The 25669-nt window shown below is 72.0% G+C and carries 20 protein-coding genes; 10 read left to right on the forward strand and 10 right to left on the reverse strand.

Annotation, left to right across the window (positions count from 1 at the left end; translation table 11 throughout):
• Positions 1 to 162: 162 nt before the first annotated feature.
• The 5 genes from AB0F88_RS12370 to AB0F88_RS12390 all read right to left on the reverse strand — a co-directional run bounded on the left by AB0F88_RS12370 (position 163) and on the right by AB0F88_RS12390 (position 5366).
• Positions 163 to 1611: a trehalose-6-phosphate synthase gene (locus AB0F88_RS12370; protein ID WP_362681290.1), complete on the reverse strand. Its 1449-nt coding sequence runs from the start codon at positions 1609 to 1611 to the stop codon at positions 163 to 165.
• Positions 1612 to 1666: 55 nt separating this feature from the next.
• Positions 1667 to 2446 (reverse strand): hypothetical protein, encoded by a 780-nt coding sequence (locus tag AB0F88_RS12375; RefSeq protein WP_362681293.1) that lies wholly within the window; start codon positions 2444 to 2446, stop codon positions 1667 to 1669.
• 288 nt (positions 2447 to 2734) lie between these two features.
• Complete coding sequence (locus tag AB0F88_RS12380) at positions 2735 to 3034, reverse strand: DUF4193 domain-containing protein (RefSeq protein WP_030914836.1); 300 nt, start codon at positions 3032 to 3034, stop codon at positions 2735 to 2737.
• A gap of 272 nt (positions 3035 to 3306) precedes the next feature.
• Positions 3307 to 4716 carry a HAMP domain-containing sensor histidine kinase gene (locus tag AB0F88_RS12385; protein ID WP_362681296.1) on the reverse strand — a complete coding sequence of 470 codons (1410 nt, stop codon included), beginning with the start codon at positions 4714 to 4716 and terminating at the stop codon, positions 3307 to 3309.
• Positions 4713 to 5366, reverse strand: coding sequence for a response regulator transcription factor (locus AB0F88_RS12390; RefSeq protein WP_350976070.1), 654 nt, complete (start codon positions 5364 to 5366; stop codon positions 4713 to 4715). The genes AB0F88_RS12385 and AB0F88_RS12390 overlap by 4 nt, the downstream gene beginning before the upstream one ends.
• 222 nt (positions 5367 to 5588) lie before the next feature.
• Between AB0F88_RS12390 and AB0F88_RS12395 the strand changes: the two genes are divergently transcribed.
• The gene (locus AB0F88_RS12395; RefSeq protein WP_362681299.1) at positions 5589 to 5753 is read left to right on the forward strand and encodes a hypothetical protein; all 165 of its coding nucleotides are present in this window, start codon (positions 5589 to 5591) and stop codon (positions 5751 to 5753) included.
• A gap of 146 nt (positions 5754 to 5899) precedes the next feature.
• Here the strand turns inward: AB0F88_RS12395 and AB0F88_RS12400 are convergent, their stop codons facing one another.
• Together AB0F88_RS12400 and AB0F88_RS12405 are read right to left on the reverse strand one after the other, a co-directional pair.
• Entirely contained in the window at positions 5900 to 6694 is a 795-nt protein-coding gene (locus tag AB0F88_RS12400; protein WP_362681302.1) for an inositol monophosphatase family protein, read from the reverse strand.
• Between the two features lie 154 nt (positions 6695 to 6848).
• Complete coding sequence (locus AB0F88_RS12405) at positions 6849 to 8870, reverse strand: S9 family peptidase (RefSeq protein ID WP_362681305.1); 2022 nt, start codon at positions 8868 to 8870, stop codon at positions 6849 to 6851.
• 93 nt (positions 8871 to 8963) lie between these two features.
• On the opposite strand from AB0F88_RS12405, the gene AB0F88_RS12410 reads away from it, so the two are divergent.
• Positions 8964 to 9932 (forward strand): ferrochelatase, encoded by a 969-nt coding sequence (locus tag AB0F88_RS12410; protein ID WP_362681308.1) that lies wholly within the window; start codon positions 8964 to 8966, stop codon positions 9930 to 9932.
• A gap of 186 nt (positions 9933 to 10118) precedes the next feature.
• On the opposite strand, the gene AB0F88_RS12415 is transcribed toward AB0F88_RS12410, so the two are convergent.
• A complete protein-coding gene (locus AB0F88_RS12415) occupies positions 10119 to 11615 on the reverse strand; it encodes a lytic murein transglycosylase (protein ID WP_362681311.1) in 1497 nt (498 codons plus the stop codon).
• Positions 11616 to 11837: 222 nt separating this feature from the next.
• Here AB0F88_RS12415 and AB0F88_RS12420 point away from each other — a divergent pair, with 222 nt between their 5' ends.
• The 3 genes from AB0F88_RS12420 (at position 11838) to sepH (ending at position 16267) form a co-directional block, all read left to right on the forward strand.
• A complete protein-coding gene (locus AB0F88_RS12420) occupies positions 11838 to 12284 on the forward strand; it encodes a hypothetical protein (RefSeq protein WP_362681314.1) in 447 nt (148 codons plus the stop codon).
• A gap of 142 nt (positions 12285 to 12426) precedes the next feature.
• Positions 12427 to 13746, forward strand: a complete 1320-nt coding sequence (locus AB0F88_RS12425) for a D-arabinono-1,4-lactone oxidase (RefSeq protein ID WP_362681317.1) — start codon at positions 12427 to 12429, stop codon at positions 13744 to 13746.
• 598 nt (positions 13747 to 14344) lie between these two features.
• Positions 14345 to 16267: a septation protein SepH gene (gene sepH, locus AB0F88_RS12430; RefSeq protein WP_362681320.1), complete on the forward strand. Its 1923-nt coding sequence runs from the start codon at positions 14345 to 14347 to the stop codon at positions 16265 to 16267.
• A 57-nt stretch (positions 16268 to 16324) separates the two neighbouring features.
• Here sepH and AB0F88_RS12435 read toward each other — a convergent pair whose 3' ends face one another.
• Both AB0F88_RS12435 and AB0F88_RS12440 read right to left on the reverse strand, forming a co-directional pair.
• Positions 16325 to 17983, reverse strand: a complete 1659-nt coding sequence (locus tag AB0F88_RS12435; protein ID WP_362681322.1) for a PH domain-containing protein — start codon at positions 17981 to 17983, stop codon at positions 16325 to 16327.
• A 383-nt stretch (positions 17984 to 18366) separates the two neighbouring features.
• Positions 18367 to 18975, reverse strand: coding sequence for a PH domain-containing protein (locus AB0F88_RS12440; protein WP_362681326.1), 609 nt, complete (start codon positions 18973 to 18975; stop codon positions 18367 to 18369).
• Between the two features lie 243 nt (positions 18976 to 19218).
• On the opposite strand from AB0F88_RS12440, the gene AB0F88_RS12445 reads away from it, so the two are divergent.
• The 5 genes from AB0F88_RS12445 (at position 19219) to AB0F88_RS12465 (ending at position 25511) form a co-directional block, all read left to right on the forward strand.
• Positions 19219 to 20205: an ATP-binding cassette domain-containing protein gene (locus AB0F88_RS12445; RefSeq protein WP_362681329.1), complete on the forward strand. Its 987-nt coding sequence runs from the start codon at positions 19219 to 19221 to the stop codon at positions 20203 to 20205.
• Positions 20202 to 21011 (forward strand): ABC transporter permease, encoded by an 810-nt coding sequence (locus AB0F88_RS12450; protein WP_362681332.1) that lies wholly within the window; start codon positions 20202 to 20204, stop codon positions 21009 to 21011. Before AB0F88_RS12445 ends, AB0F88_RS12450 begins: the two co-directional genes overlap by 4 nt.
• A 63-nt stretch (positions 21012 to 21074) precedes the next feature.
• The gene (locus tag AB0F88_RS12455; RefSeq protein WP_362681335.1) at positions 21075 to 24458 is read left to right on the forward strand and encodes a DEAD/DEAH box helicase; all 3384 of its coding nucleotides are present in this window, start codon (positions 21075 to 21077) and stop codon (positions 24456 to 24458) included.
• Positions 24459 to 24473: 15 nt separating this feature from the next.
• The gene (locus AB0F88_RS12460) at positions 24474 to 24779 is read left to right on the forward strand and encodes a pentapeptide repeat-containing protein (RefSeq protein ID WP_362682478.1); all 306 of its coding nucleotides are present in this window, start codon (positions 24474 to 24476) and stop codon (positions 24777 to 24779) included.
• 165 nt (positions 24780 to 24944) lie between these two features.
• Positions 24945 to 25511 carry a YbhB/YbcL family Raf kinase inhibitor-like protein gene (locus AB0F88_RS12465; protein WP_362681338.1) on the forward strand — a complete coding sequence of 189 codons (567 nt, stop codon included), beginning with the start codon at positions 24945 to 24947 and terminating at the stop codon, positions 25509 to 25511.
• Positions 25512 to 25669 lie beyond the last annotated feature (158 nt).

Raw genomic sequence — 25669 nt, forward strand, 5'->3', positions numbered from 1 at the left:
GCCTCCGCTGCGGCGCCGCCGCTTCGTACGGCCTGGCGGGAGGCCGGAACGACGCGGTCGCACCGGCCTTCCTCCGGGGATGTCGCTCCCCGGCGCGGCGAGGCCCGGAGGGACTCGACCGCGCCGGGGCTCCGTGTGTATCCCGGTGATCCCGGCGAGAGGTCAGGAGGGTTCCGGGGACTCCGACGGCTCCAGGGCCTCCGGGTGCAGCTGGGAACCCGGGGACGCCGTGGACCCCGAGGACTCCAGCGAGGTGAGGAACTCCTGCGCCCAGCGGTCCACGTCGTAGGTGGACACCCTCCGGCGCAGTGACCGCATCCGGCGTGACAGGTCGTGCGGGGTGGCCCGCATCGCGGTCAGCATCGCCCGCTTGAGGCCGTCGACGTCGTAGGGGTTGACCATGAACGCCTGGCGCAGCTCGTCGGCCGCCCCGGCGAACTCGCTGAGAACCAGGGCGCCGCGCAGGTCGTTGCGGCAGGCGATGTACTCCTTGGCGACCAGGTTCATCCCGTCGCGCAGCGGCGTCACCACCATCACGTCCGCCGCGAGGTAGAGCGCGGCGAGCTCGTCCCGGCCGTACGACTGGTGCATGTACTGCACGGGCTGCTGCCCGAGCTCCCCCTGCTCGCCGTTGATCCGGCCGACCTGGAGCTCGATCGAGTCGCGCAGCCGCATGTACTCCTCGACGCGTTCCCTGCTCGGGGTGGCGATCTGTACGAACGCCGCCTCACCCGGCTTGATCGCCCCCTCGGAGAGCAGCTCGCCGAACGCCTTCAGGCGCTGGCCGATGCCCTTGGTGTAGTCGAGCCTGTCGACGCCGAGCAGCAGGCACTCGGGGTCGCCCAGCTCCGCGCGGATCTCCCTGGCCCTGGCGATGATGTGCGGCTCCCTGACCAGGGAGTCGAGCTCGCCGAAGTCGACGGAGATGGGGAACGCCCCGGCGCGCACCACCCGGTCCCCCACGTAGATCTCGTGCTTGTGGTGCTGGAGACCGAGCAGGCGGCGGCAGAGCCGGATGAAGTTGGACGCCCCGCCGGGGCGCTGGAACCCCACCATGTCCGCGCCGAGCAGGCCCTCGACGATCTCGCGCCGCCACGGCAGCTGGGAGAACAGCTCGACCGGCGGGAAGGGGATGTGCAGGAAGAAACCGATGCGCAGGTCGGGGCGGAGCTTGCGCAGCATGGCCGGGACCAGCTGGAGCTGGTAGTCCTGGATCCACACGACGGCGTTCTCCGCGGCCTCCGCGGCCGCGGCCTCGGCGAAGCGCTCGTTGACGGTGCGGTAGGCCTCCCAGGTGACCCGGGAGTAGGCGGGAGCGGCGACCACGTCGTGGTACAGCGGCCAGAGGGTGGCGTTGGAGAAGCCCTCGTAGTAGAGCTCGACCTCGGATTCGGACAGCGGGACGGGGACGAGCTGCATGCCGTCGTGTTCGAAGGGTTCGAGGTTCTCGTCGGGGGCGCCGTGCCAGCCGACCCAGGCCCCCTCCCTGCGCTGCAGGACGGGGGCGATCGCGGTGACGAGGCCGCCGGGACTGCGCCGCCACATGTCCTCACCGACTCGGTCGACGGGGAGACGGTTGGCGACGATCACAAATGCGCTGCGGCCCAGCACAGATTCCTCCAGGTAGTCGGGGGCTTACTGAATTAACTACCCGTTTGAGAGGTTTCTATGACTTCCCAGGCGGGAGGGCACGGTTGACCCTCAGATCGGCCCGTACGACCTCGCCGAGCTTCTTCGTGGCGGCGCGGTTGAGGAACCCTCCGGCCACGGCGCCGGTGAGGAACGGGCCGAAGGTGGTGAGGTGGCGCCCGAGGGTGCGCATCAGCCTGTTGCGCAGGGCCGTCTTGGCCGCGGTGCCCAGGGCGACGGTCATCGTCCCGGGTGCCATGGGGTCGACGCCGCGCTGCTTGGACCAGGCCATCGCGAAGGCCATGGCACGCTGGGAGCCGGTGCCCGGCACCTGGATCCCGTACACCTCGTGGAGTTCGGCGATGAGCTTCACCTCGATCGCGGCCACGACGAGCGTCTCGGCCACGAGCTGGGCGGGGGCGGAGAGCAGGAGGGGAGGAGCGGCGAACTCGGCGGCGGCGACGGCCCCGCCGATGGCCCCGACCGCCATGGTCGCCTTGGTCGCGGTGCGTACCAGGTCGTCGGCGAGCGCCTCGGAGGTGCGACCGTGATGATGCTCGGAAAGGGTGTGCAGGTCGCGGATGGGGATGCGGGGTGCCACGGCCATGAACACGTCGGTCAGCCAGCGGCCCCGGCCCTCTCCCGACTCCTTGGCCCTCTTCGCCCCTCGCGCCAGTGATTTCGTGAGACGGCCGAGCAGCCGCCGCCGCTCGGCCCCGTCCATGTCCCCCGGCTCGGCGAGCCTGCCGACGAGCTCGGCCACCTCCTGGTCGGACCGGCCGCCCGCGGCCGCCTCCCGATCGGATCCGTCGTCCACGGGTACTTTCCTGCCGGATCCGCCGTCCGCGGCCGCTCCGTGACCAGGCGCGCCGTCCGCGGGCGCCTCCCGGCCGGCCCCGCCGTCCGCGGCCCCCTTGTGATCGGGACCGTCGTCCGCGGCCACTTCGTGATCAGGCGCGCCGGCCGACTCCCCGGCCGTGGAGTCGTCCGGCGCGGCACCGGTCCGCCTGTTCTCTGACGTCATGTCTCGGAACCTCCTCAAGGCTGTCCTGAGGCCCTACCCATACTTGGAAGAGCACACCTCGGACAGGCCATCGGAATCATCTCAAGCCGCGCATTCCCGGCAGATCTGCTGGCCGTTCTTCTCAACGGCGAGTTGACTGCGGTGGTGCACCAGGAAGCAGCGCGCACAGGTGAACTCGTCGGCCTGACGAGGAATCACCCGGAGCGAGAGCTCCTCATTTGACAGGTCCGCGCCCGGCAGTTCGAGCGATTCGGCGAGATCGGTCTCGTCGATGTCGATGCTGCCCGAGGACTTGTCGGTACGGCGGGCCTGCAGTTCCTGAAGACTGTCCTCGCTGAGGTCGTCGTCGGTCTTGCGTGGGCTGTCGTAATCGGTAGCCATCGGTCTGCTCCATCCCCCTCATCTATCTGTCTGCGCTCACTCGCGCGTGTGTAACGTTCGAGAGGCACGACTTGTGCCCGATCCGCCAGAGAGATTCCTGCTTCGGTACCCTGCCGGAATGGTCACTGAACCTCCCTACACGTGAGGGACGTACTGCCAATGGCCACGGTTAGCCAAATATGGCGTAAACCACAGCATCGGCGGCATGCACCACCGTGTTCGACGGCACATCCAACCACATGTACGGCGTGAACGAGACGCCCCCCGCCGGATCAACGTGACTGAAGTCGCACGGTGACCACCAGACCCCCTCCGTCCCTGGGTATGGCGGTCACGTTGCCCCCGTGGGCGCGCACGACCGCGCGGACGATGGACAGCCCGAGCCCCGCCCCCTTGTCCGAGTCGACCCGGTCGGCGTTGAGCCGCCGGAACGGCTCGAAAAGGCTGTTCACCTCGTACGCGGGCACATGCGGCCCCGTGTTGGCCACCTGAACAACCAAGGCACCCTCCACCATTCCCGTCCTGACCCACAGACGTCCGGAATCGGAGAGATTGTGCTTTATCGCGTTCTCCACCAGGTTGGCCACGCACCGCTCGAGCAGCACCGGATCGCCGACGGTCTCGGCGCTGCGAAGCTCGGGGATCACGGTGACCCCGGCCTCCGCGGCCCGCGTGGCGAGCTGGTCGACGACGGTCTCGGCCACGTCCTTCATGTCCACCGGCTTGCGCACGCTCAGCTCGCGCTCGCTGCGGGCCAGCAGCAACAGGCCCTCGATCAGGCGCTCGTTGCGGGCGTTGACCTCCAGGAGGGTGCGGCCCAGCGCCTTCAGGTCACCCGACGCCTCCGGATCACCCAGGGCGATCTCCAGGACCGTCCGGTTGATCGTCAGGGGGGTGCGGAGCTCGTGCGAGGCGTTGGCCACGAACCTTCGTTGTGTGTCGAACGCCACATTGAGCCTGGTCAGCATCGCGTCGAAGGTGTCGGCCAGCTCCTTCAGCTCGTCGTCGGGCCCCTTGAGGTCGATCCGCTCGTGGGCGAGCGTGGAGCTCGACAGCTTGCGGGCCGTGGCGGTCATCTGCTGGATCGGCTTGAGCGCCCGGTCGGCGACGATGTAGCCGATGATGACGGCCAGGATGCCGACCCCCAGCAGGGCCAGCAGGGCGCGGGCCAGCAGCTCCCGCTGCGCCCCGGAGATCGCGGCGTGCTGCTGCCAGTACCACTGCTGCTTGAAGATGGCCGCCGCCTCCGGCCCCACGAGCTCCCGCAGCTCGTCGTACGGGAAGGGCGGCCACCCCGAGGAGAGCGCCCAGCCCACCATCAGGTAGATCACGGCCATCAGCAGGGCACCGGCGATGAAGAACAGCGCGGCGTAGGTGAGGGTGAGCCGCCACCTGATGCTGAGCCGGTCCAGGACCGTCCGCAGCCGGTCCAGCGGGGTCCGCGGGGCCGGGGCGGCACCCTCCGGGGGCGGCCCGTCCCAGGCGGGCGGGCCGGTCGGCGGCGGGGGCCGCTCGGCCGGCCTCCCCTCCTTCCCGGGGGGCCCGGACTCCAGCTGCTCGCTCTTCCAGGTGCCCCGCTCGGAGTGGGGGCTGATCATCGGGTGGGTCGGCACCGACTCGCGGTTCTCGCCCACCGGGACGAACGTCGGGCGTTCCTCTCCCCCGCCTGCCGGAGTGCTCACAACTTGTACCCGACCCCGGGCACCGTCTCGATCACCTGAGGCTCGCCCAGTTTCTTCCTCAGCGTCATCATGGTGACGCGCACCACGTTGGTGAACGGGTCGATGTTCTCGTCCCACGCCTTGTCCAGCAGGTCCTCCTGGCTGACGACCGCGCCCTCGGCGCGCATCAGCTCCTCCAGGACCGCGAACTCCTTCTTGGTGAGCGCGATCTCACCGCCGTCCCTGGTCACCAGCCGCTTGCCCGGGTCCAGGCGGACCCCCGACCGCTCCAGCACCGGCGGCAGCGCCGGGGCGGAACGGCGGCCCAGCGCCCGCACCCGCGCGACCAGCTCGACGAACACGAAGGGCTTGGCCAGGTAGTCGTCGGCGCCCAGCCCCAGCCCCTCCACCTTGTCGTCGACGTCGCCGGAGGCGGTCAGCATGAGGATCCTGGACGCGGTGCGGGAGGCCACGAGGCGGCGGCAGACCTCGTCGCCGTGGACCTTGGGCAGGTCCCTGTCCAGGACGATGACGTCGTAGTCGATGTATCCCGTCCGTTCCAGCGCCCCGGCGCCGTCGTAGGCCACGTCCACGGCCATCGCCTCGCGCCGGAGCCCGGTCGCGATCGCGTCGGCGAGCACCCGCTCATCCTCAACCACAAGCACTCGCACGGCTTATGGCACCTCCCGTCACATTCCCTGAGCAACCGCCGGCCCGGCTCCCCATTCTCGCCTCACCACCTGTAAGCACACGGTAAGGCCCTCACGAGAGGGGACACCGCGTGTGATGTCGGGAACACGTAGGTTTAGCTCGTGGTTCACCCTGGGTACAGCCGGTTCCAGTCTCTATCGCGGTACCTTCCGTCCCCATGAGCCCGTGAGAAAGAAGGTGAGATGGGCGAGTTCACCACCACAATCGAACACCGCCTCGACCAGGCACGCAGGAATCTGCAGGAGGCCAGGACCTCCGGCGACGACTACCTCGCCGACACCTTCACCGCCGAGATCGAGGATCTCCACCGTCTGGCCACAGACAACGGCGTCCCCATTCAGCGCTGATGGGAAGGAGCCCCCCGGCCCACCGGCCGGGGGGCTTTTTCGTGCCCTCTTCCCCTCTTTCCCTCGCCCCGTCGATCGGGAGCCGGGAGCTGAGAGCCGGGAGCCCTCACGACCGGGGCGGACGGCCGGGCGGGGGAACACCGGGGTCAGGCGTCGCGTTCCGGGTCGAGCGGGAGCAGCAGGTCGTGCAGTTCCTCGAACAGGCCGGGTGCCGCGCACAGGGTGAGGCCGGGGCCGGCCGGCCTGCCCTCCAGCCCGCCGACCCTGGCCCCCGCCTCGGCGGCGATGAGCCCGCCGGCCCCGTAGTCCCAGTACTGGGGGCCGCGCTCGTAGTAGCCGTCCACCCGCCCCGCCGCCACCGCGCACAGGTCGGAGGCGGCCGAGCCGCCCCTGCGGATGTCGCGCACCCGGGGCAGCACGTGGCGGAGCACCTCCGCCTGCACCTCGCGCCGCCCGCTCTCGTAACCGAACCCGGTGGCGATCAGCGCCCGCTCCAGCGGCACGCCGGTGTTGCAGCTCAGGCGCTCCCCCGCCAGCCACGCGCCCCCGCCCCTGACGGCGGTGAACACCTCGCCGCGGGGCACGACGTTGACCACTCCCGCGATCACCTCGCCGTCCACCTCGACCGCGATGCTGACCGCCCACTCGGGCACCCCGTACAGGAAGTTGACCGTCCCGTCGATCGGGTCGACGACCCAGCGGACCCTGCCGTCGCCGGTGGGACCACCCTCCTCGCCGAGGATCGCGTCGTCGGGCCTGACCGCCTTGATCCTGTCTCGGATGAGCTCCTCCGAGGCCCGGTCGAGGGCGGTCACCACGTCGGTGGGGCTGGACTTGGTGGCCAGCACCTCGGGGCGGGGCGGCCGCTTGGCCAGCAGCATCTCGCCGGCCTCCCTGGCGATCTCCTCCGCCAGCCGGCCGAAGGTCACGGCGCTGTCCACGATCCGCTCCTCACTCGTTCCAACGGATCCACGATGGCACCCGTCGCCCCCATATGCCCAGCCGGGCGTACCGCATTCCCCGCTCGTCCCGCCCGCCCCCGGGTCCTCCGTGGCCGCTCCCGCCGCACGGCGACCCCCGCTCGCCGCGCCGGGCTCACGACAGCGACTCCGGGCGCTTCCACTCGCGCCCGAGGACGTGCTGGGCGAGGAAGGCCAGGATGGTCTCGTACCAGACGACCGCGTTGCCCGGCTTGAGCACCCAGTGGTTCTCGTCGGGGAAGTACAGGAACTTCGACTCCACCTCCGAGCGCTGCAGGTCCCACCACAGGCGCAGCGCCTCCCCGATGGGCACCCGATAGTCCTTGTCCCCGTGGACGACCAGCATCGGGGTGGAGATGTTCTCCAGCGACAGGTGCGGGGAGAGCTTCGCGTACAGGCTGGTTCCCGGGGAGCCGAACTCGCGCTGCCAGTACATGGACGCGTCGGTGGTGCCGGCGAACTGGTCGAGGTTCCAGAGCGAGGCGTGGGTGACGATCGCCTTGAACCTGCCGGTGTGCCCGGCGACCCAGTTGGCCATGTAGCCGCCGAACGAGCCGCCCATGGCGGCGGTCCTGGCGGGGTCGACCTGGGGCAGCTCCAGGGCGGCGTCGGTGATCGCCATCAGGTCGGCGTGGGTCCGCGGGCCCCAGTCGGCCCAGCCGCGCCGGATCATGTCCGGTCCGTAGCCGGTGGACAGGCACGGATCCGGCAGCAGCACGGCGTAACCGTGCTGGGCCATGATCCACGGGTTCCAGCGCCAGGACCAGTCGTTCCAGCTGGACAGCGGGCCGCCGTGGATCCACAGCAGGAGCGGGGCGGGGTTCTCCGCCGAGGCGCCCTCCGGCAGCACCAGCCAGGCCCTGATCTCCGCGCCGTCGTCGGCGGTCACGGTGACCTCGGTGAGCGTGCCGGGCAGCTCCGGCTCGGGGGCGGGGGAGGCGAGCTTCCCGACCGTGCCGTCCGGGGCCACCCTGACCGGGGCCGCGGGAGCGTCCACGGCGCTGCGCAGCGCGTAGACGGCCCCGTCGGGCGCGACGTTGAGCGAGGAGTAGGCGGCGTCGTCGGCGGTGAGCCGCTCCGGCGCGGACCCGTCGGCCGGGACCCGGAAGATCGGGCGGCGGCCGCGGTCGTCGGCGGCCACGAACAGCGAGCGGGAGTCGGGCGCCCAGGCGATGTCGGACGGCCAGAGCTCGCCGCCCGCCGGATGGCCCTCTCCGGTGGCCATGTCGACGATCCACAGGGTGCTCTCGGGGATCCGGTCGATGTCGGCGTGGTTGTTCCTGACGCACGCGACCAGGCGCCCGTCAGGGGAGATCTTGACCGGCTCGTCGAAGTCGTGCTCGTCCGCGGCGGCCAGGACCCGCCGGGCGCCGCCGTCGTTCGTGTCGATGGCGACCAGCTCGAAGCGGAGCTCGCCCCGCGGCATCGACACGCCCCAGGTCGTCACGACCGTGGAGCCGTCCGGTGTCACGTCGCACGCGCTGTGGCTGGACAGCGCCTTGCCCGGCTCCGGGGTGAGGTCCCTGACCTCGGTCAGCCGCTCGCCGTCGCCCAGGGTGCCCGCGAACAGCCGGGGCTCTCCGGGGCCGAGGTCGTGATCCCAGTAACGCACCGGGTAGCTCTCGTGCAGGATCGCGCTGATCCCCGCGTCCTTGCGCGTCTTGCGCCGCTCGGCCTCGCCCGCCTCGTCGCCGGGGAGCACGTCGGAGCCGAAGACCACGGTCTTGCCACCGGTCACGAACCCGGCGATGCCCCCCGGCCGGGAGGCGACCTGCCGGGCCTCGCCCCCCGCCGCGGGCAGCAGCCAGAGCGCGGGGACCTCCTCGTCGGTCTCCTTGACGGTCGGGTCGGGCCGGCGCGAGCCGAAGAGCAGGTCGCCGTCCTGCGTGAACGCGGCCCCGGCCTCGCCCTTGACGGATCTGGTCAGCCGGTACGGCCGGCGGCCGTCGAGAGGGATCTCCCACAGGGAGGTCCCGTAGGATCTTCCGTCGGGATTGAGCGCCTGCACCACGCTGACCAGACGCGCTCCGTCGGGGGATAGCCGCAGGGATGCCACCCGCGGCAAGCCGACATAATCGCGGATGTCGTTAAATGGGGTCACGGTTTCGAACCTACCTCGGCGATCGTCTCCGAACATGCATCCGAACACGCATCCACAAACCTTGTTGATAACGAACTACTCAAGGTGACCAGGCAAGAGGACACCCCGGCATGCGGTTTGATGAATGCCATGGGGAATTACGACGCGCTTCTCGTCGTCTCGTTCGGGGGACCTGAGAAGCCGGACGACGTGATGCCGTTCCTGGAGAACGTGGTCCGGGGCAGGGGGATCCCGCGTGAGCGGCTGCTGGAGGTCGAGGCGCACTACCAGCGCTTCGGCGGGGCCAGCCCGATCAACCAGCAGTGCCGCGACCTGATCGCGGCCGTGGAGCCGACCGTCGACCTTCCGGTCTACTGGGGCAACCGCAACTGGCATCCCTACCTGGAGGACACGCTCCGCCAGATGGCGTCGGACGGGGTGCGCAGGGCCGCGGCCTTCGTCACCTCCGCCTACAGCTCGTACTCGGCCTGCCGCCAGTACATCGACGACATCGCGCTGGCCAGGGCCGCGGTCGAGGGCGCCCCGGAGGTCGTCAAGCTCCGGCACTACTTCGACCACCCCGGGTTCGTCGCGGCGATGGCCGACCACACCCGCGAGGCCCTGGACCGGCTGCCCGCCGGGCTCCGGGACTCCGCGCGGCTGGTCTTCACCGCGCACAGCATCCCGGCCTCGATGGCCGCGACGGCCGGACCCGGCGGCGGGGCGTACGAGGCGCAGCTGCGCCGGGCGGCGGCGCTGATCACCGCCGAGGTGAGCGGCGGCGGCGACAGGGAGTGGGACCTGGTCTGGCAGAGCCGGAGCGGCGCCCCGCACATCCCGTGGCTGGAACCCGACGTCTGCGACCACCTGCCGGAGGTCGACGCCCCGGCGGTGGCGCTGGTGCCGATCGGCTTCGTCTCCGACCACATGGAGGTCGTCTACGACCTCGACGTGGAGGCCGCGGAAACGGCGAGGAAGATCGGCCTGCCGCTGGTCAGGGCGTCCACGGCCGGCACCCACCCGCGGTTCGTCTCGATGGTCGGGGAGCTGCTCGCCGAGCCCGAGCCCGTCGCGTGCGCGGCCACCTGCTGCCCGGCCCCGCCGCGCCGCCGCGGGTGACCGCGCGACCGCGGACGGTCGCGGGGCCGTAGGCGGTCACGGGACCGCGAGTGGTCGCGGCACGGCCGGTCACGGGGCCGTAGGCGGTCATGGCACGGCCGGTCGCAGGGTCGCGAGTGGTCACGGGCACTGCCCGGTCGCGAGCGTGGCCGGGCGCGGGTGCTCCGGCGGACAGGTGCGGGCGCCTCAGGGGTAGGCGGCGGCGTAGCCGCGGGAGATGCCCATGACCTTGGAGACGTACGACCAGGAGTGGTTGTAGAACCAGATGGCCTTCTCCAGCTTCTTGCCGCCCCGGCCCGCCCCGTTGGCGCACAGGTAGTTGGCCGCGCCGGGGACCGCGTCGTAGGGGTTCCAGATGTCGGCGATGCCGTCGCCGTCGCCGTCCACCCCGTAGGCCTTCCAGGTGGCGGGCATGAACTGCATCGGTCCCTGCGCGCCCGCCGAGGAGGGGCCGTTGTTGCGCCCGTGCGAGCTCTCCACCTGGCCGATCGCGGCCAGGACCGTCCAGGAGAGCCCCGGGCAGACTCCGGCCGCCTTGCGATAGAGCTCCAGGTAGCTGCCCGGCCTGCCGATCGCGACCCGCCGCACCCGGCCGGCGCCCGCCCTGCCGGTCGTCGCGCCGGTGGTGGGCTTCAGGGTGGGTTTCACCGTACGGGCACCGCCGACGGCGACCACCTGGGAACCCGGGCCCAGCAGCCTGCCCACCCGGGTCCTGAGGACGCCGGCGGCCCTCTCCGAGCTGTGCACGAGCAGCGCCACGCCCGGCAGCAGGCCCAGCCTGCGGCCGGTCTCCTCCCCCACGATGCCGTCCACACCGGGCAGGCCGAATCCGGCGGAGGCCGCGGCCCGGAGCCGGGGGCCGCCGTCCACCTGGTACTCCGAGCCGAGGACCAGTCCGAGGCGGCGTGCCGCCGCGCTGTCGGCGACGAACTCCCCTCTGGCGAGAGCGTTCCAGATCCCCTGCTGTTCGGCGACGGCCCTGGGTGCCCACGCACGGAAGCGGGCCGGATCGACCGCGATGAGGTTGAGCCCGATCCCGGACACCTTGACCGCCCCTCCGTCGAAGGAGTCGATCTTCTGGACGTACTTGAGCCGGGAGATGTCCTCCTTGGTCTGCTCGGTCAGCGTCGAGGGGGAGATCACCAGCAACCTGGGCGGGGTGGAGGCGGGTCCGGGAGTTCCCGTCGTCCCCGGTTCGGGGACGGGGGTCCGCCCGGCTTCCGGCCCGGGGGTCGGTCCCGGGGAGGCGGGGTCGCTCGAGCCCGAATCCCGCGGGTCCGGGTTCCGCGGGCCTGAACTCCGCAGGTCCTGGTTCTGCGGGTCCTGGTTCTGCGGGGTCTGGCTCCGCGGGTCCTGATTCTGCGGGTCCTGGCTCCGCGGGTCCTGGCTCCGCGGGTCCTGATTCTGCGGAGCCGGGTCCTCTCCGGCCGGAGCGTCCGGATTCGGCTCGGGGCTCGGGTCCGGGTTCGCCGGGACCGTGGGAGAGCCGGTCACCGGCGCGATCGCCGCCAGGTCCCGGATGCGGGACTCCACGACGGCGCTCTCACCGGAGGCCGCGGAGGCAGCGGGAGCGGAGGGGCGACCGGCGTTGATCACCGCGAGCGCGACGCCGCCGAGGGCGAGAAGGGCGGTCATGACCACTACTACTGGGACGAACAACCGCAACCCGGGAAGACGTGACACCGCGCTCACGTTAGCTCCAACGGACCGTGTCGTGAGCCGTTGCCCGGAAAATCACGTGCCGGTCGGCGGTTCTGGGCGAATCTAGGCGAAATCGTCGGCCCGTTCCACGCGCGCAGGGCGGCAGGGAGATGATCGGCGGTCGGGCCGTACCGGGGGCTCTCCAGCACGCCCGGCGTCAGGGGTTTCGCCGCCGCGGGATTCTTCGGGCGGATACCCGTGTCGATGCTCGGCATCGGCGTCATTCTGCTCATCGAGGCGCTCACCGGCTCCTACGCGACGGCGGGCGCGGTCGCGGCCGTCGTCGGCGTCTCCTCGGCCGTCGCGGCCCCGCCGTCAGGGCCCGTCGCGGCCCCGCCGTCAGGGCGCCTGGTGGACAGGTTCGGCCAGGCCAGAGTAGTCATCCCGCTCACCCTGACGCACGGCGCCACGCTGACCGGCATGACGCTCCGCACCCACCACGGCGCCCCCGCCGGACGCTCTTCGCCACCGGCGGCGCGGCCGGCGCGACCGCGCCCTCGCCCGGCTCGCTCCGTACGCGCCCGCCGGTCGCACCTGCCGGCCGGCTCGGGGAGGCCGCACACGGCGTTCTCCTTCGCCCGCGCCCTACCGGCCGTGACGATCGGCGTCGGCGGTTTCACCTGGTTGCGGACCCCTGTCGCCCGGCAGTGATCGTGAGTATCGTTCATATTCCCTGGCGAACCACACGAACGTGAACCGGCGGCGACCCACCTGATCCCGGGCGGGACTCCCCCACGAGCGGGGCGTCGGCGTCCCCGGACGGCGGGGTGCCGCCCGCGGAGCAGGAGTGACCATGGGCGAGACCTTCCGTAACTGGGCCCGGAACCAGTCCGCCACCCCCGCGGAGGTCCGCGCGCCCGCCTCCGCCGAGGAGGTCGCGCGGGCCGTGCGGGACGCCGCCGCGGCGGGCCGCCGGGTACGCATGACCGGCACCGGCCACTCGTTCACCCCGGTGGCGCTCACCGACGGCCTCCTGCTGCGCCCCGGCGCGCTGACCGGGATCCGCGAGACCGGCGACGGCTGGGTGACGGCCGAGGCCGGGACGACGGTCGGCGAGCTCAACCGGGAACTGCACCGGATGGGCCTGGCCCTGGCCAACATGGGCGACATCGACGCCCAGACCGTGGCCGGGGCCATCCAGACCGGCACCCACGGCACCGGCAGGGACGTCGGCGGGATGGCCGACCAGGTGCTGGCGCTGGAGTTGGTGCTCGCCGACGGGGAGATCGTCACGGTCCGCGGCGACGGCGACGGCGACGGGAAGATCCGCGGGGTGGCCGAGCGGGACCTGTTCGACGCCGCCAGGGTGAGCCTGGGCGCGCTCGGCGTGGTGACCGCGGTGACCTTCCGGGTGGAGCCGGCCTTCCTGCTGCACAGCGTCCGGGAGCCGATGACGCTGACCGCGATCCTCGGCTCCCTCGACGCGCTCGTCGCCGGCAACGAGCACCTCGACTTCTTCTGGCTGCCGCACACCGACACCTGCCTGACCAAGCGCAACAACCGCAGCCCCGGCCCGGCCCGGCCCCCGGCCGCGCTGAAGCACTGGCTCGACAACCACTTCATGGAGAACACCCTGTTCGGCGCGCTGTGCGGGGTCGGCGGACGCTACCCGGGCGCCATCCCCCGGCTCAACGCGCTCTCGGCCGCGACGCTGTCGGCCTCGGCCCACACCGACGCCTCGCACCGGGTCTTCACGAGCGTGCGGGAGGTGCGCTTCCTGGAGATGGAGTACGCCATCCCGCGCGAGCACCTCGGCCAGGCCCTCCGCGAGGTCCGCGACCTGCTGGAACGGCGGGACTGGAAGATCAGCTTCCCGATCGAGGTGCGGGTCACCCCGGCCTCGGACGCCTGGCTGTCCACCGCCTACGGCAGGGACTCGGCCTATCTCGCCTGCCACGTCTACCGGCCGACACCGAACCCGGCCTACTTCGGGGGCGTCGAGGAGATCATGACGAGGCTCGGCGGCCGGCCGCACTGGGGCAAGCTGCACACCCGCGACGCGGCCTACCTGGCACAGGTATATCCCCGTTTCGCTGACTTCCTGGCGGTACGGGATGTTCTTGACCCGGGCCGTACCTTCGCCAACGACCACCTCGACACCGTCCTGGGCTGAGGGACGGTGCCCTGCGCCCCCCTGCCGCACGGTCCCCGGACCGCGCCCCGTTCCCCCGAATCGGCCGCTTCTCACCAGCTTTCGGTAAAGGGTGGCGCAAAGGCTCGCTCGAAGAGTGACGCGTCCGCGTGTCCCGTCGTTCCCCGGGCGCGCACGAGGGGCAGATTCGCAGACGCCCGTGCCGCTCGACCCCGAGGGAGTCCGCTGGAGATGACCTTCTCCCGCCGTCCATGTCAGCCGCCGCCGCGTCCCGTCGTCACGGACCGCGACGACCGGCCCCCGCACATCGCCGCAATCGCGGCATACCCGCCCTGGACCGGCGGACCGGCCTCACCGCCATCTCCCGGTTCTTGGTGGAAGTCCGCAGCGGTTCCCGGTGTTATCCGTGAGAATCCCTTGAGGACCCCGAAGTTGCTGCTCCAGACCGGTGCCCTGTAATTAGATGAATGGAGCAAATGTGACCGGCGTCACATCGCTGCGAGCCCCATCCAGGAAGGCGATGTTCGGACATGCCGGGTACGGTGCTGGCAGGCAACCGGCACACGCGAGAGACTCAAGGGTCCGGGGGAAGATTGAGCACGACGACGAAGGGACTCGCATGCAGGAGCTCCGACTCGTCGCGGTGAGTGAGGACGGGACCTATCTCGTGCTGGCGACAGCCGGCCGGGGCACCCGGTTCACGCTGCCCGTCGACGACCGGCTCCGTGCTGCCGTCCGCGGCAACTTCTCCCGTCTCGGCCAGTACGAGATCGAAGTGGAGAGTCCGTTGCGCCCCAAGGAGATCCAGGCCCGGATCCGTGCCGGCGAGACCGCGGAGGAGATCGCCAACACGGCGGGAATCCCGGTCGAGCGCGTGCGGTGGTTCGAGGGCCCCGTGCTCCAGGAACGTGAGTACATGGCACAGCAGGCGCAGCGCTGCGCCGTACGCCTGCCCGGCGACTCCGCTCCCGGTCCCACCCTCGGCGACCTGGTCGCCGAGCGGCTGACCCGCCGCGGCGTCCCCGCCGACGAGATCGAGTGGGACTCCGCCAAGCGGGACGACAACATGTGGCGCATCAAGCTCGGTTTCGTGTGGAACGGTCACACGCGCAACGCCGAGTGGCTCTTCGACCCGCGCCGGCGCCACATCACGCCCCACGACGACGAGGCCCTGCGGCTGTCCAGCGGCGAGGACGTCGAATCGTTCGAGGACACCACGGTCACGCCGTTCGTTCCGCGCGTGGCCAAGCTCGCGCCGGTGCCGCCGCTGGCACCCGAGCCGCTGAACCAGCCGCCGGTGGCCTTCCCCTCGGTCCTGCGGCACGAGGCCCCGGCCCAGCCCCGGCCCGCCTACGCCCAGGCTGAGTCCTCGGCGTCCTCGGCGTCCTCGGCGTCCTCGGCGTCCTCGGCGCCCCCCGCGTCCTCGACGCCTCCCGCGCCGGTCGCGCCCTCGGCGTCCCCGGCCGCCTACCAGCAGCCGCCCATGCCCCCGCTCCCCGCCGGATACGAGGCGCCGAGGGTGTCGGTGCCGCCGCTGCGCGCTCCCGACCCGGCCGGACACCAGCCGGAAAGGGCCGCCGAGCCCGCCTCCCCCGCGGCCCAGGGTGCCGATCCCGTCACGCGGGTCAGGCCCCCCGAGCCCGTGCTGCCCGAACCCCTCGCCCCGTACCCGCCCCCGTACGAGCCGGTCGCCCCGGCCGCGCACGAGCCCGTCACGTACGAGCCGGCCGCGTACGAGCCGGTCACACCGGCCGCGTACGAGCAGCTCACCGCCCCGGAGCCGGAGCCCCCGGCACCCGTCGCGCCGCGGCCCGTCCCGGCGCCGCAGCCCGCCGCGCCGGTGGCCGGACCGCCCTCGGCGACCGCGCCGGAACCGGCGCCCGCCGCGCACGGACCCGCCGCGGGGGAACAGGTCGTTGCGCGGGAGCCGTCTCCCGAGCCCGGACCGGCTACTCCCCCCGGGGAGGCGGTCACCGGGCCGGAGCCCGTGGCCGAGCCCGCGGCGGCGAAGACGGCGGAGGTCGTGCGGGCCCCGGAGGTGGCGAAGACCCCGGAGGTCGTGAAGGCTCCCGAGGTCGCCGAGGTCGCGAAGCCCTCGCCGCCCCCCGCGGCGGCCACACCCGAGCCGGCCGGGCCCGCTCCGGCCGCCGTCCCGTCCGGCCCCTCCGACCAGCGATCCCCCGCCGCCGGAAAGGCCGTCGAGCAGGCTTCCGCGAAAGCGGAGAAGACCGTCGCGGCGAAGGAGACCCCCGCCTCCGAACCCGCGCCGGAGACCGGATCGGCCCAGGAGGGTTCGATAGCTGTACCGGCGGCGCGCGTCAGCGTGGACGAGCGGGCCAAGGCCGAGCCGGGCAGGCAAGAGACACAGGGGGACACGGGGGCAATGCAGGAGACCAAGGTCGACAAGCCCGCGGCGGAGAAGCCCGCGGAGCCGCCGAAGCCGGCACCGGCTCCGGCGCGGCCTGCCAAGAAGTCCCGGGGACGGCGCGCGTCCGTGCCCACCTGGGACGAGATCATGTTCGGCGCTCGCCGCCAGGACTGACCGCACCGCACCAGGCGGGGGTGACCGGGACACCGGTCGTCCCCGCCTCGTCGTATGTCAGCCGCCCCCGGCGGCGTCCGGAGCGGTGGGGACCTCAGGAGCGGTGAAGGCGTCCGGGATGAGGAACGGGGTGAGCCAGGCGGGGGTGACCTCGGCGGCGAAGGCGGGCCCCTCGGCCTCGCCGACGTCCAGGGCCGCGTAGCCGCCGGTGCCCGCCCCCACGCCCGCGGTCACGGTCAGCAGGCCGGCGCGGCGCTGGAACCAGGTCTGGCTCAGGGTCCAGCCGACCACGGCCCGCCGCTCCACCACCGCCTGGGAGCGCCGCAGCGACCCCGACCGGACCGACAGGCGGCTCCCGTCGTACGTGTGGCCGAGGGACCGGTACCGGTCGAGGCCGAGCGGTACGCCCAGCAGCGCGAGGAGCAGGGCGGGCACCGCGAGCGCCCACCAGATCCCGGACCACAGCAGGGCGGCCGTCACCGTACAGGCGGCGATCACCAGCCAGGGGAAGATCGCCCGGAACAGCCTGCGCCTGCGCGCCGCCGGCGGGTGCGGCCGCAGCCCGGTGGCGATCGGGCCGATCGCCTCGCCCACCACGCCGAGCACGACGTCCCTCGGGGCCACGGGCATCAGCTGGCCCCGGGTCTCCGAGTCGCCGAGACCGGTCACGATCGCCCACGCGCGGCCGAGCCCCGCCCGGCGCTCGGCCGGTCCCTCGACGAACTCGAACCCCCGCACCCTGCGCCGCTCCAGCGACACGCTCCTGCGCGTGATCAGACCGCGCCCGGCGATCAGGTATCCCTCGCCGGCGCGGAGGGTGAAGTCCCAGTTGAACACCGCGTACATGATCACAGCGATCACCGGCATGGCCAGGACCAGCAGCACCGCGGCCGCGACGAGCAGGGGCGGGTGCTGCCAGATCCACTCCCCCAGACTCACCACGACCCGCCTGTCGATCCTGAACTCGCTGCCCCACTGGAACGCCAGGCCCACGGCACCGGCCACCAGCGCGAACGGGGTCAGCAGGTAGGCGCCGGAGAGGGGGCCGTACGCGAGCCACTTCCTCGGCATCACGAAGAACACCCGGTCGGGGGTCGTGTCGCCCACCTCGTGGCGGGTGGAGGATCCGGCGCCTCCCCTCCGCGACCCGGCGGGCACGCCGGACGTGCCGGACACACCGGCGGTGAGCTCGGTGGGACCTGAGGCGGCCCCGGCCGCCGAAGCCGCCCCGCGCGCCTGGACACGTCTCGCCGTCCGGGCGCGCGCGTGCCAGAGCAGCACGGCCTTGAGCCGCTCCCCCTCCTCGACGGTGACCCCGTCGAGCTCGCCCTCCTGCTTCTCGTCCCCGCCCGCGCCGGTGTCGATCCGCAGGACGGCGATGCCGAGCAGGCGGTGCAGCGGCGGGGCGCTGACGTCGACGCCGCGGATCCGCTCCAGCGGGATCGTCCGCACCGACCTGCTGATCAGTGACCGGGTGAGTTCCAGCCTGTCGCCGACGATCTGGTAGGTGAAGGTGACCCAGCGCACGGCCGCGAACACGACGGAGCCGACGACGGCCGTCGCCGCCCATCCGAACGACCCGAGGGAGAAACCGCCGAGGAACAGGACACCGGCCAGCGGCAGGAGGAGCGAGGGCAGCATCCTGATCGGATCGGTCAGCAGCACCTTCGGGCTGAGCCGCAGGGGCCTCTCCGTCGGCGTCCTCTCCGCCGGCACGCCTCCCGTCCCCTCCGCACCCGGCGCGACCGGGACCCCTTCCGGCACGGCTCCCGCACCGGCCACGTCACCGCCGGGCGTACGCGGGAAGCCCGGCCCGTCATCGCCGGGCGTACGCGGGAGACCCGGCCCGTCACCGCCGGGCACACGCGGGAGACCCGGCCCGTCACCGCCGGGCACACGCGGGAGACCCGGCCCGTCACCGCCGGGCACGCGCGGGAGACCCGGCCCGTCACCGGGGGAACCCGGGGCGCCGCCGTCGGGGGCGGCCCACGCTCCCGCCGGGGGACCGTCCGGCCCGGCCTGCGGGTCGGAGCCGGCCGGCGGATGCCCGTCAGGCACGTGTGCGGCCGGTGGACGGCTGGAGTCGGAGGAGGATTCGGTCATGTCGCGTCGTCCCTGAGCTCTTCCGCACGGCGGGCGAGGTTCTCGGCCAGCTCGGCGGCGATCTCGTACTCAAGACCCTTGATGGTGGACGAGCCCGCGTGGGAGGCGGTGCGGATCTCGACCGTGGCCAGGCCCAGCAGGCGCTCGAACCAGCCCTGTGCCTTGTCGACCGTCTGGATCCTGCTGACGGGGACGAACACCCATTCCCTGCTGAGCCACCCGGAACGGGCGTAGACGACGTCCCCGCTGAGCTCCCACCGGTGCACGGCGTACCGCCAGAACGGCTCGATGAGCGTGCCGGGGACCAGGAGCAGCACCACCAGCCACGGCAGCCACCGGATGTTGTCGAGCGCCCAGCCCGGCAGCCAGGACCACGGGTCCTCGTCGATCCACCCGGCCAGGAAGAAGGAACCCCCGGCCAGGAGAACGGACCAGAACAGCCCTTCCAGCAACCACAGCACGATGGCCTTGCGGGAGACCGGGTTGGCGGGGGCGCGCAGGGAGACGCCGGTGCGCCCGGGAACGCCGGCGCGGCGCTCACCCGGCAGATCGGCCGCCTTGGCCTCCTCGGAGGCGGCACTGTGCTCATCGGCTCGGTCGCTCACGCTGCCAGCCTAAACGCTCTTGTCCCGGCGGGGCGTTCCGGCCGCGTCACGGTAGGGACTCCTCCCGGCACGGGGGAGGGCGGCCCGGCGGGCCCGGAAACGGGCGCCTCGGCAGGAGGTCTCCCGCCGGCCGTTCTCCGGCGATCAACCGGGGTTTCCTCATTTCCGCCCCAGCCGAGTCCCAAAAAGTGTCGGTGCCGCAGTGCATGCTGGAGGTCCGATGATTACTGAGAGGTGCGAACGATGACCTATGCGATCCAGGCCGAGGGCCTGGTGAAGCGCTACGGGGAGACCCGCGCGCTGGACGGGGTGGATCTCGTCGTGCCGCAGGGGCGGCTGCTGGGCGTGCTGGGGCCCAACGGGGCGGGCAAGACCACCGCGGTGCGCATCCTGGCGACCCTGCTGCGTCCCGACGCCGGCACCGCCAGCGTCGGCGGCTACGACGTGATCCGCCAGGCACACCAGGTGCGCTCGCTGATCGGCCTGACGGGCCAGTACGCCGCCGTCGACGAGATGCTCACCGGCGTCGAGAACCTGATGATGATCGGCCGCCTGCTGGGCATGACCCGTGCCGACTCCCGGGCGCGCGCGAGCGAGCTGCTGAAGCGCTTCGACCTGTCCGACGCCGGAGGGCGCGCCACCAAGACCTACTCCGGCGGCATGCGCCGCCGTCTCGACCTGGCCGCCAGCCTGGTCGGCCGCCCCCAGGTGCTCTTCCTCGACGAGCCCACCACCGGGCTCGACCCGCGCAGCCGCACCGAGCTGTGGAGCGTGGTGCGCGGCCTGATGGCCGACGGCGTCACGGTGCTGCTCACCACCCAGTATCTGGAGGAGGCCGACCAGCTCGCCGACGACATCGTCGTCTTCGACCACGGGAAGGTCATCGCCTCCGGCACCTCCGACCAGCTCAAGGCGACCACCGGTGCCCAGGTCCTGGAGGTGCGCCCCCTGCAGGCCGAGCACCTCGACCTGGTCGGCAAGATCATGGCCGACGTGCTGGGCGAGGCGCCCGACCTCGGCGGGGGCAGGGCCACCGCGCCCGTCCACGACCCCGCCGTCGTCCCCGCGATCGTGCGCCGCCTCGACGACCAGGGCGTCGTCGCCTCGGAGCTCGCGCTGCGCAAGTCCAGCCTGGACGAGGTCTTCCTGTCCCTCACCGGCCGCCTGCCGGACGACGAGAGCGCCCCCGATGACGAGGGCACCCCCCGGAAAGAAGAGGCCTTCGCATGACCACGCTCACGACGACCATCCCGCAGGTGGCCGCCAAGCGCGTCACTCCCCTGGCCACGCTGCAGCAGACCATGACACTGGCCTGGCGCAGCCTGGTCCAGATCAAGCACAACCCGTGGGAGCTGCTGGATCTGAGCATCCAGCCCATCATGTTCCTGCTGCTGTTCACCTACGTCTTCGGTGGCGCCATCTCCGGATCCACCGGCGACTACCTGCAGTTCGCCCTGCCCGGCCTGCTCGTGCAGAACGCCCTGTTCTACACGCTGTCCACCGCGATCGGTCTCAACACCGACATCACCAAGGGCGTCTTCGACCGGCTGCGCAGCCTGCCCATCGCCCGCACCGCGCCCCTGTCGGGGCGCATCATCGCCGACACCGTCAAGCAGGTGTGGGCGTTCGCCCTGCTGATCGGTTTCGGCATGGTGCTGGGCTTCCGGGTGACCACCAGCGTCTTCGGCCTGCTGGGCGCGCTGGCCCTGCTGGTCGTGGTCGCCCTGGCGATGTCCTGGATGTCGGTGCTGATCGGGCTGAAGGCCTCCAGTCCCGAGAAGGTGCAGATGATCTCCTTCTCCACGATGATGCCGCTCACCTTCACCAGCAGCGCGCTGGTGCCCTCCGCCACCTTCCCCTCCTGGCTGAAGACCTGGTCGGACATCAATCCCGTCACGCACCTGGCGGACGCCATCCGCGGTCTGCTCATCGGCGGCGACGTCGGCCAGGCCGCCTTCTTCTCGCTGCTCTGGGCCGCCGGTTTCGCCGTGGTCTTCGCCCCGCTGGCGATCCGGGCATTCCGCAGCCACGTCTAGTCTGTCGGCAGGCCGGGCTCGGGGGTGACGCCCGCCGCACGACGGAGAACTAGGGGTGGTCGCGTGCTCGTGGTCCATGGCGTGTGGGTGGACGGGTTCGTGGGGGTCTGGGCGGAGGACACCGCCCAGACCCCCACGTCTGTCTCCCGTGCGGCCCTGCGCCCGCACCCCTTCGCGGCGTCCACGACCGCGCTGGTCGCCGCTCTCGGTGGCGTTTTGGGGGATTTATCAAAAGAAGCCGTGAATGAGCCGCTAAGCGAAGTTTTGGGTGGGGCCCTCCCCCGAGGTGCGGGCGGGGGCCGCGGGGGCGGTACGGGCCTCCAGGGGGTCGCCACGGGCATCCCTGCCGCCACGGGCGTCCCCTCCGCCGCGCGCGTCCCAGGTGCCACGAGCGCCGGGGGCGTCGCGACCCCGGCGAACGCCACGGCCGTCGAGGGGGAGCTGGTCGTCCTGCTCCCCGGTTCGGCCTCGGGCCCGCTGCCCTCTCCCGAGTCCGGCCTGGCGAGCCGGGCCCGGAGTCCGAAGATCTCCGCCTGGCGGGTCCCCGCCCTGCTGTTCCGTCCGGCCGTCGCGCTCGGCCTGCTCGGCTCGCTGTCGGGCCTCGGCCCCGTCCCCGCCGGTCCCACCGCCGGGAACGGGGGCGGGACCGAGGATCTCGCGTGGGAGCCCGCCCTCTCACTGCGCTACCTCGCGGTGGTCGCCGAGCACGCTCGCGGCCTGGTCCGGCGCGGCCGGATCCTGCCCCAGCTCGCCTTCGAGGGCGGCGTCCATGCGGCCCGCTGGCGCCCGGTGCTGACCGGCGCCGACCTGGCCGCACTGCCCGGTCTCGCCGCCGCGATGCCGCCGGTGTGCAGGGCGGCGGTGCGCGAGAGGCCGGCGGGAGAGGTGCTGGGCGAGGCTCTGGACGGCCTGGTCGACGGCGCGGCGCGGCTGTCGCTGCCCGGCCGCCTGATCCTCGGCAACCGTCCCGGCCCCAAGACCGCCCTGCCCGACCGCTGGCTGTACGCGCTGACCGGCGAGGACGCCTCGCTCCCCGGTGCGAGACAGGACGAGGTCACGGCGCTCGGCGAGGCCCTCACCGGCTGGCTCAGGTCGGCACACGAGCTGGGCGGGCCGGTCAGGGTCTGCTTCCGGCTGATCGAACCCGCCGGCGACGGCGACTCCTGGAGGGTCGAGTTCGGCCTGGCCCCGGCGGATGACCTGGACACCGTCCCCGGCGAGGGACGCGAAGGCGGCGAAGAGCTCCCGGGAGGCCCGGAACGCGAAGGCGGCGGAAAGCTCCCGGGAGACCGGGAACGCGAAGGCGGAGGGAACGGCGAGGACGGCGGGACCGGGCGGGGGCGTCCGGACAGCGGGCCCGTCCGGTACCTGTCGGCCGAGCGGATCCGGGCCGGTGAGCGGGCGCCGTGGCTGCCCGAGCGGCCCGAGGAGCTGATCCGCGCCGACCTCGGCCGGGCCGTACGCCTTCATCCCGACCTCTACGTCGCGTTGCGCGCCCCCGAGCCGGTCGCCCTGACGGTCGAGACGGCGTGGGCGTTCTCGTTCCTCCGCAACGGCGCGCCCATGCTCAGGGCGGCGGGATACGGCGTGCGGCTGCCGGCCTGGGCCGGACGGCAGGGGCTGGGCCTGAAGCTGACCACCCGCACGCTCACCGGCGACGGCGAGGGCGAGGGGTTCGGCCTCGGCGGGCGGGTGAGCGTCCGGCTGGACGTCGCCGTCGGCGACCACACGATCGGCGCGGAGGAGCTGGCCGATCTCGCCGGGCTCCGCGTCCCCCTGGTGCGGGTCAAGGACCGGTGGGTCGAACTGGACGACCAGCAGGTCAAGGCCGCCCTGAAGGTGATCGAGCAGCGCGGCCGCGGCGAGAGGACCGTCGCCGAGGTGATCCGCGAGGTAGTGGAGGGCGGCGACGAGAGGCTGCCGCTGATCGCGGTCGACGCGGACGGCCTGCTGGGCGACCTTCTCTCCGGCGAGGCCGACCGCCGTCTCACCCCGGTCGCCACGCCCCGGGCGCTGCGCGGATCCCTTCGCCCCTACCAGGAGCGCGGCCTGTCCTGGCTGAGCTTCCTGTCCGGGCTCGGCCTGGGCGGCATCCTGGCCGACGACATGGGCCTCGGGAAGACGATCTCGACCCTCTCGCTCCTGCTGGCCGAGCGCGAGACCGGTACGCCCGGCCCGACGCTGCTGGTCTGCCCGATGTCGCTGATCGGCAACTGGCAGAAGGAGGCGTCCAGATTCGCCCCGTCGCTCCGCGTCCACGTCCACCACGGCGGCGCGCGCAGGCGCGACGAGGAGCTGGCCGCCGCCGTGCGTGAGGCCGACCTGGTCGTCACCACGTACGGCACCGCGCTGCGGGACCTGGGGGCGCTCGCGGGACTCGGGTGGGAGCGGGTGGTCTGCGACGAGGCGCAGGCGATCAAGAACAGCTCGGCGCAGCAGTCCAGGGCGGTGCGGTCCATCCCCGCCCGCACCCGGCTGGCGCTGACGGGCACGCCGGTGGAGAACCACCTGGCGGAGCTCTGGTCGATCATGGAGTTCTGCAACCCCGGCCTGCTCGGCCCGGCCAGACGGTTCAGGACCCGCTACCAGGAGCCGATCGAGACCCGGCGCGACCCCGACGCCACCGCGGCGCTGAAGCGGGCCACCGGCCCGTTCGTGCTGCGGCGGCTCAAGACCGACCGCTCGATCATCTCCGACCTGCCGGACAAGCAGGAGATGAAGGTCTGGTGCACGCTCACCCCGGAGCAGGCGGAGCTGTACAGGGCCGTGGCCGGCGAGATGCTGGGGAAGATCGACGCCTCTACGGGCATCGAGCGGCGTGGCAACGTGCTGGCGACCATGACGAAGCTCAAACAGGTCTGCAACCACCCGGCCCAGCTGCTGAGGGACGGCTCGCGCCTGGCGGGCCGGTCGGGGAAGCTGGCCCGGCTGGAGGAGCTGGCCGAGGAGATCGTCGAGGAGGGCGACAAGGCCCTGGTCTTCACCCAGTACGCCGCGTTCGGCGCGCTGCTGCAGCCCTACCTGGCCGCCCACCTGGACCGGCCGGTGCTGTGGCTGCACGGCGGGCTGTCCAAGGGCAGGCGCGACGCGCTGGTGGAGCGCTTCCAGAACGACGACGAGCCGATGCTGTTCCTGCTGTCGCTCAAGGCGGCCGGCACCGGCCTGAACCTCACCGCCGCCACCCACGTCGTCCACGTGGACCGATGGTGGAACCCCGCCGTCGAGGACCAGGCGACCGACCGGGCCTTCCGGATCGGCCAGACCAGAAACGTCCAGGTCAGAAAGTTCATCTGCCTTGACACGCTGGAGGAACGGATCGACGAGATGATCGAACGCAAGAAGGCGCTCGCCCAGAGCGTGGTCGGCACCGGCGAGGACTGGATCACCGACCTGTCCACCGACCAGCTGCGCGAGCTGTTCCGGCTCGGCCCCGGGGCGGTGAGCTGACGTGGCCGGCACCGGATCCGGCGACAGGCCGCGGGACGGGCGGACCTCCGGGAAACGAGCTTCCGGGGAACCAACCTCCGACGAACGGGCCTCCGGGAAACGAACCTTCGAGGAACAGACCTCCGAGGAGCGGACCTTCGAGGAGCGGATCGGGGACTTCTACTCCCCCGCCGTCTCCCTGAACCGCCTGCGGCCCCGGCCCGACGTCACCGGGGCCCCGGCCGACCTGCTGCTGCGGGCTCTCGAGCCGCCCGCGGTCAAGGTGCGGCACATCCCGCTCGTCGATCTGCTCAGGAAGCCCTACCGGGAACTGGGCGGTGACTGAGGCTCCGGAACCCGGCGGTCCGGCGGGCGGGCGAAACTCGTTTTGGAAGTCACTCCAACCCCTTCCGTCCCTCGATTTTCCCATATTTCCGGATTTTTCCCCGCAGCAGAACCTCGCGATCCGGTCTGCACATCTTCCAGACCCGCGTAGCATCATCGGGCATGGGGCAGCCGAAAACGTCTACGCGCCGCCTGCGGCACATCTCGAAGGTGACGGTGGCCGCGGCGCTCGTCGTCATGTCCTCGGGCTGCGGGATGGCGAACGGCATGGCCTCGACGGAACGGTTGCAGCTGGAGCCGATCGCCGTCTCCAGCCCTCAGGTCAGAGACGGCGGCCCCCTGCCGTCCGACTACTCGTGCAAGGGTTCGGCCGGTAACCCGCCGCTCCGCTGGTCTCGCGTGCCGGAGGGAACGGAGTCCGTCGCGATCGTGGTGGACAACAACTCCCGGACCGGCGGCGAGGTGAACTGGGTCGTTTTCGGCATCGATCCGCGGACTAACGAGCTACCGGAGGGTAGCGTCCCGGTGGGAGCCGTCGAAGGGAGCACGACGAGTGGCAAGGTGGGCTATAGCCCTCCGTGCGACACCCAGGAGAACTATCGTTTCACTGTCTACGCGCTGAACGGCAAGGTCGAGCTTCGCAAGGGATCCCTCCTCGACAAGACCTTGAAGAGCATCGCGGACAAGACGATCGCCTGGGGACGGCTCACCGCGGCGCACATCGAGTGACTGGTCAAACACCGGAGGTAGTAATGGTTACCGATTCTTCACTTAGGGTGTGACAACGCTCATAGTGGTCCGACACAATCAGATCCAATGTCCAAGCGCAGGTGATGCATGGGGGCAGGTCGCGTCGATGGCCGCGCGACCTCACCGGCGCCGCTGTA

Source organism: Streptosporangium sp. NPDC023963, assembly GCF_040639135.1.
Taxonomy (GTDB): Bacteria; Actinomycetota; Actinomycetes; order Streptosporangiales; family Streptosporangiaceae; genus Streptosporangium.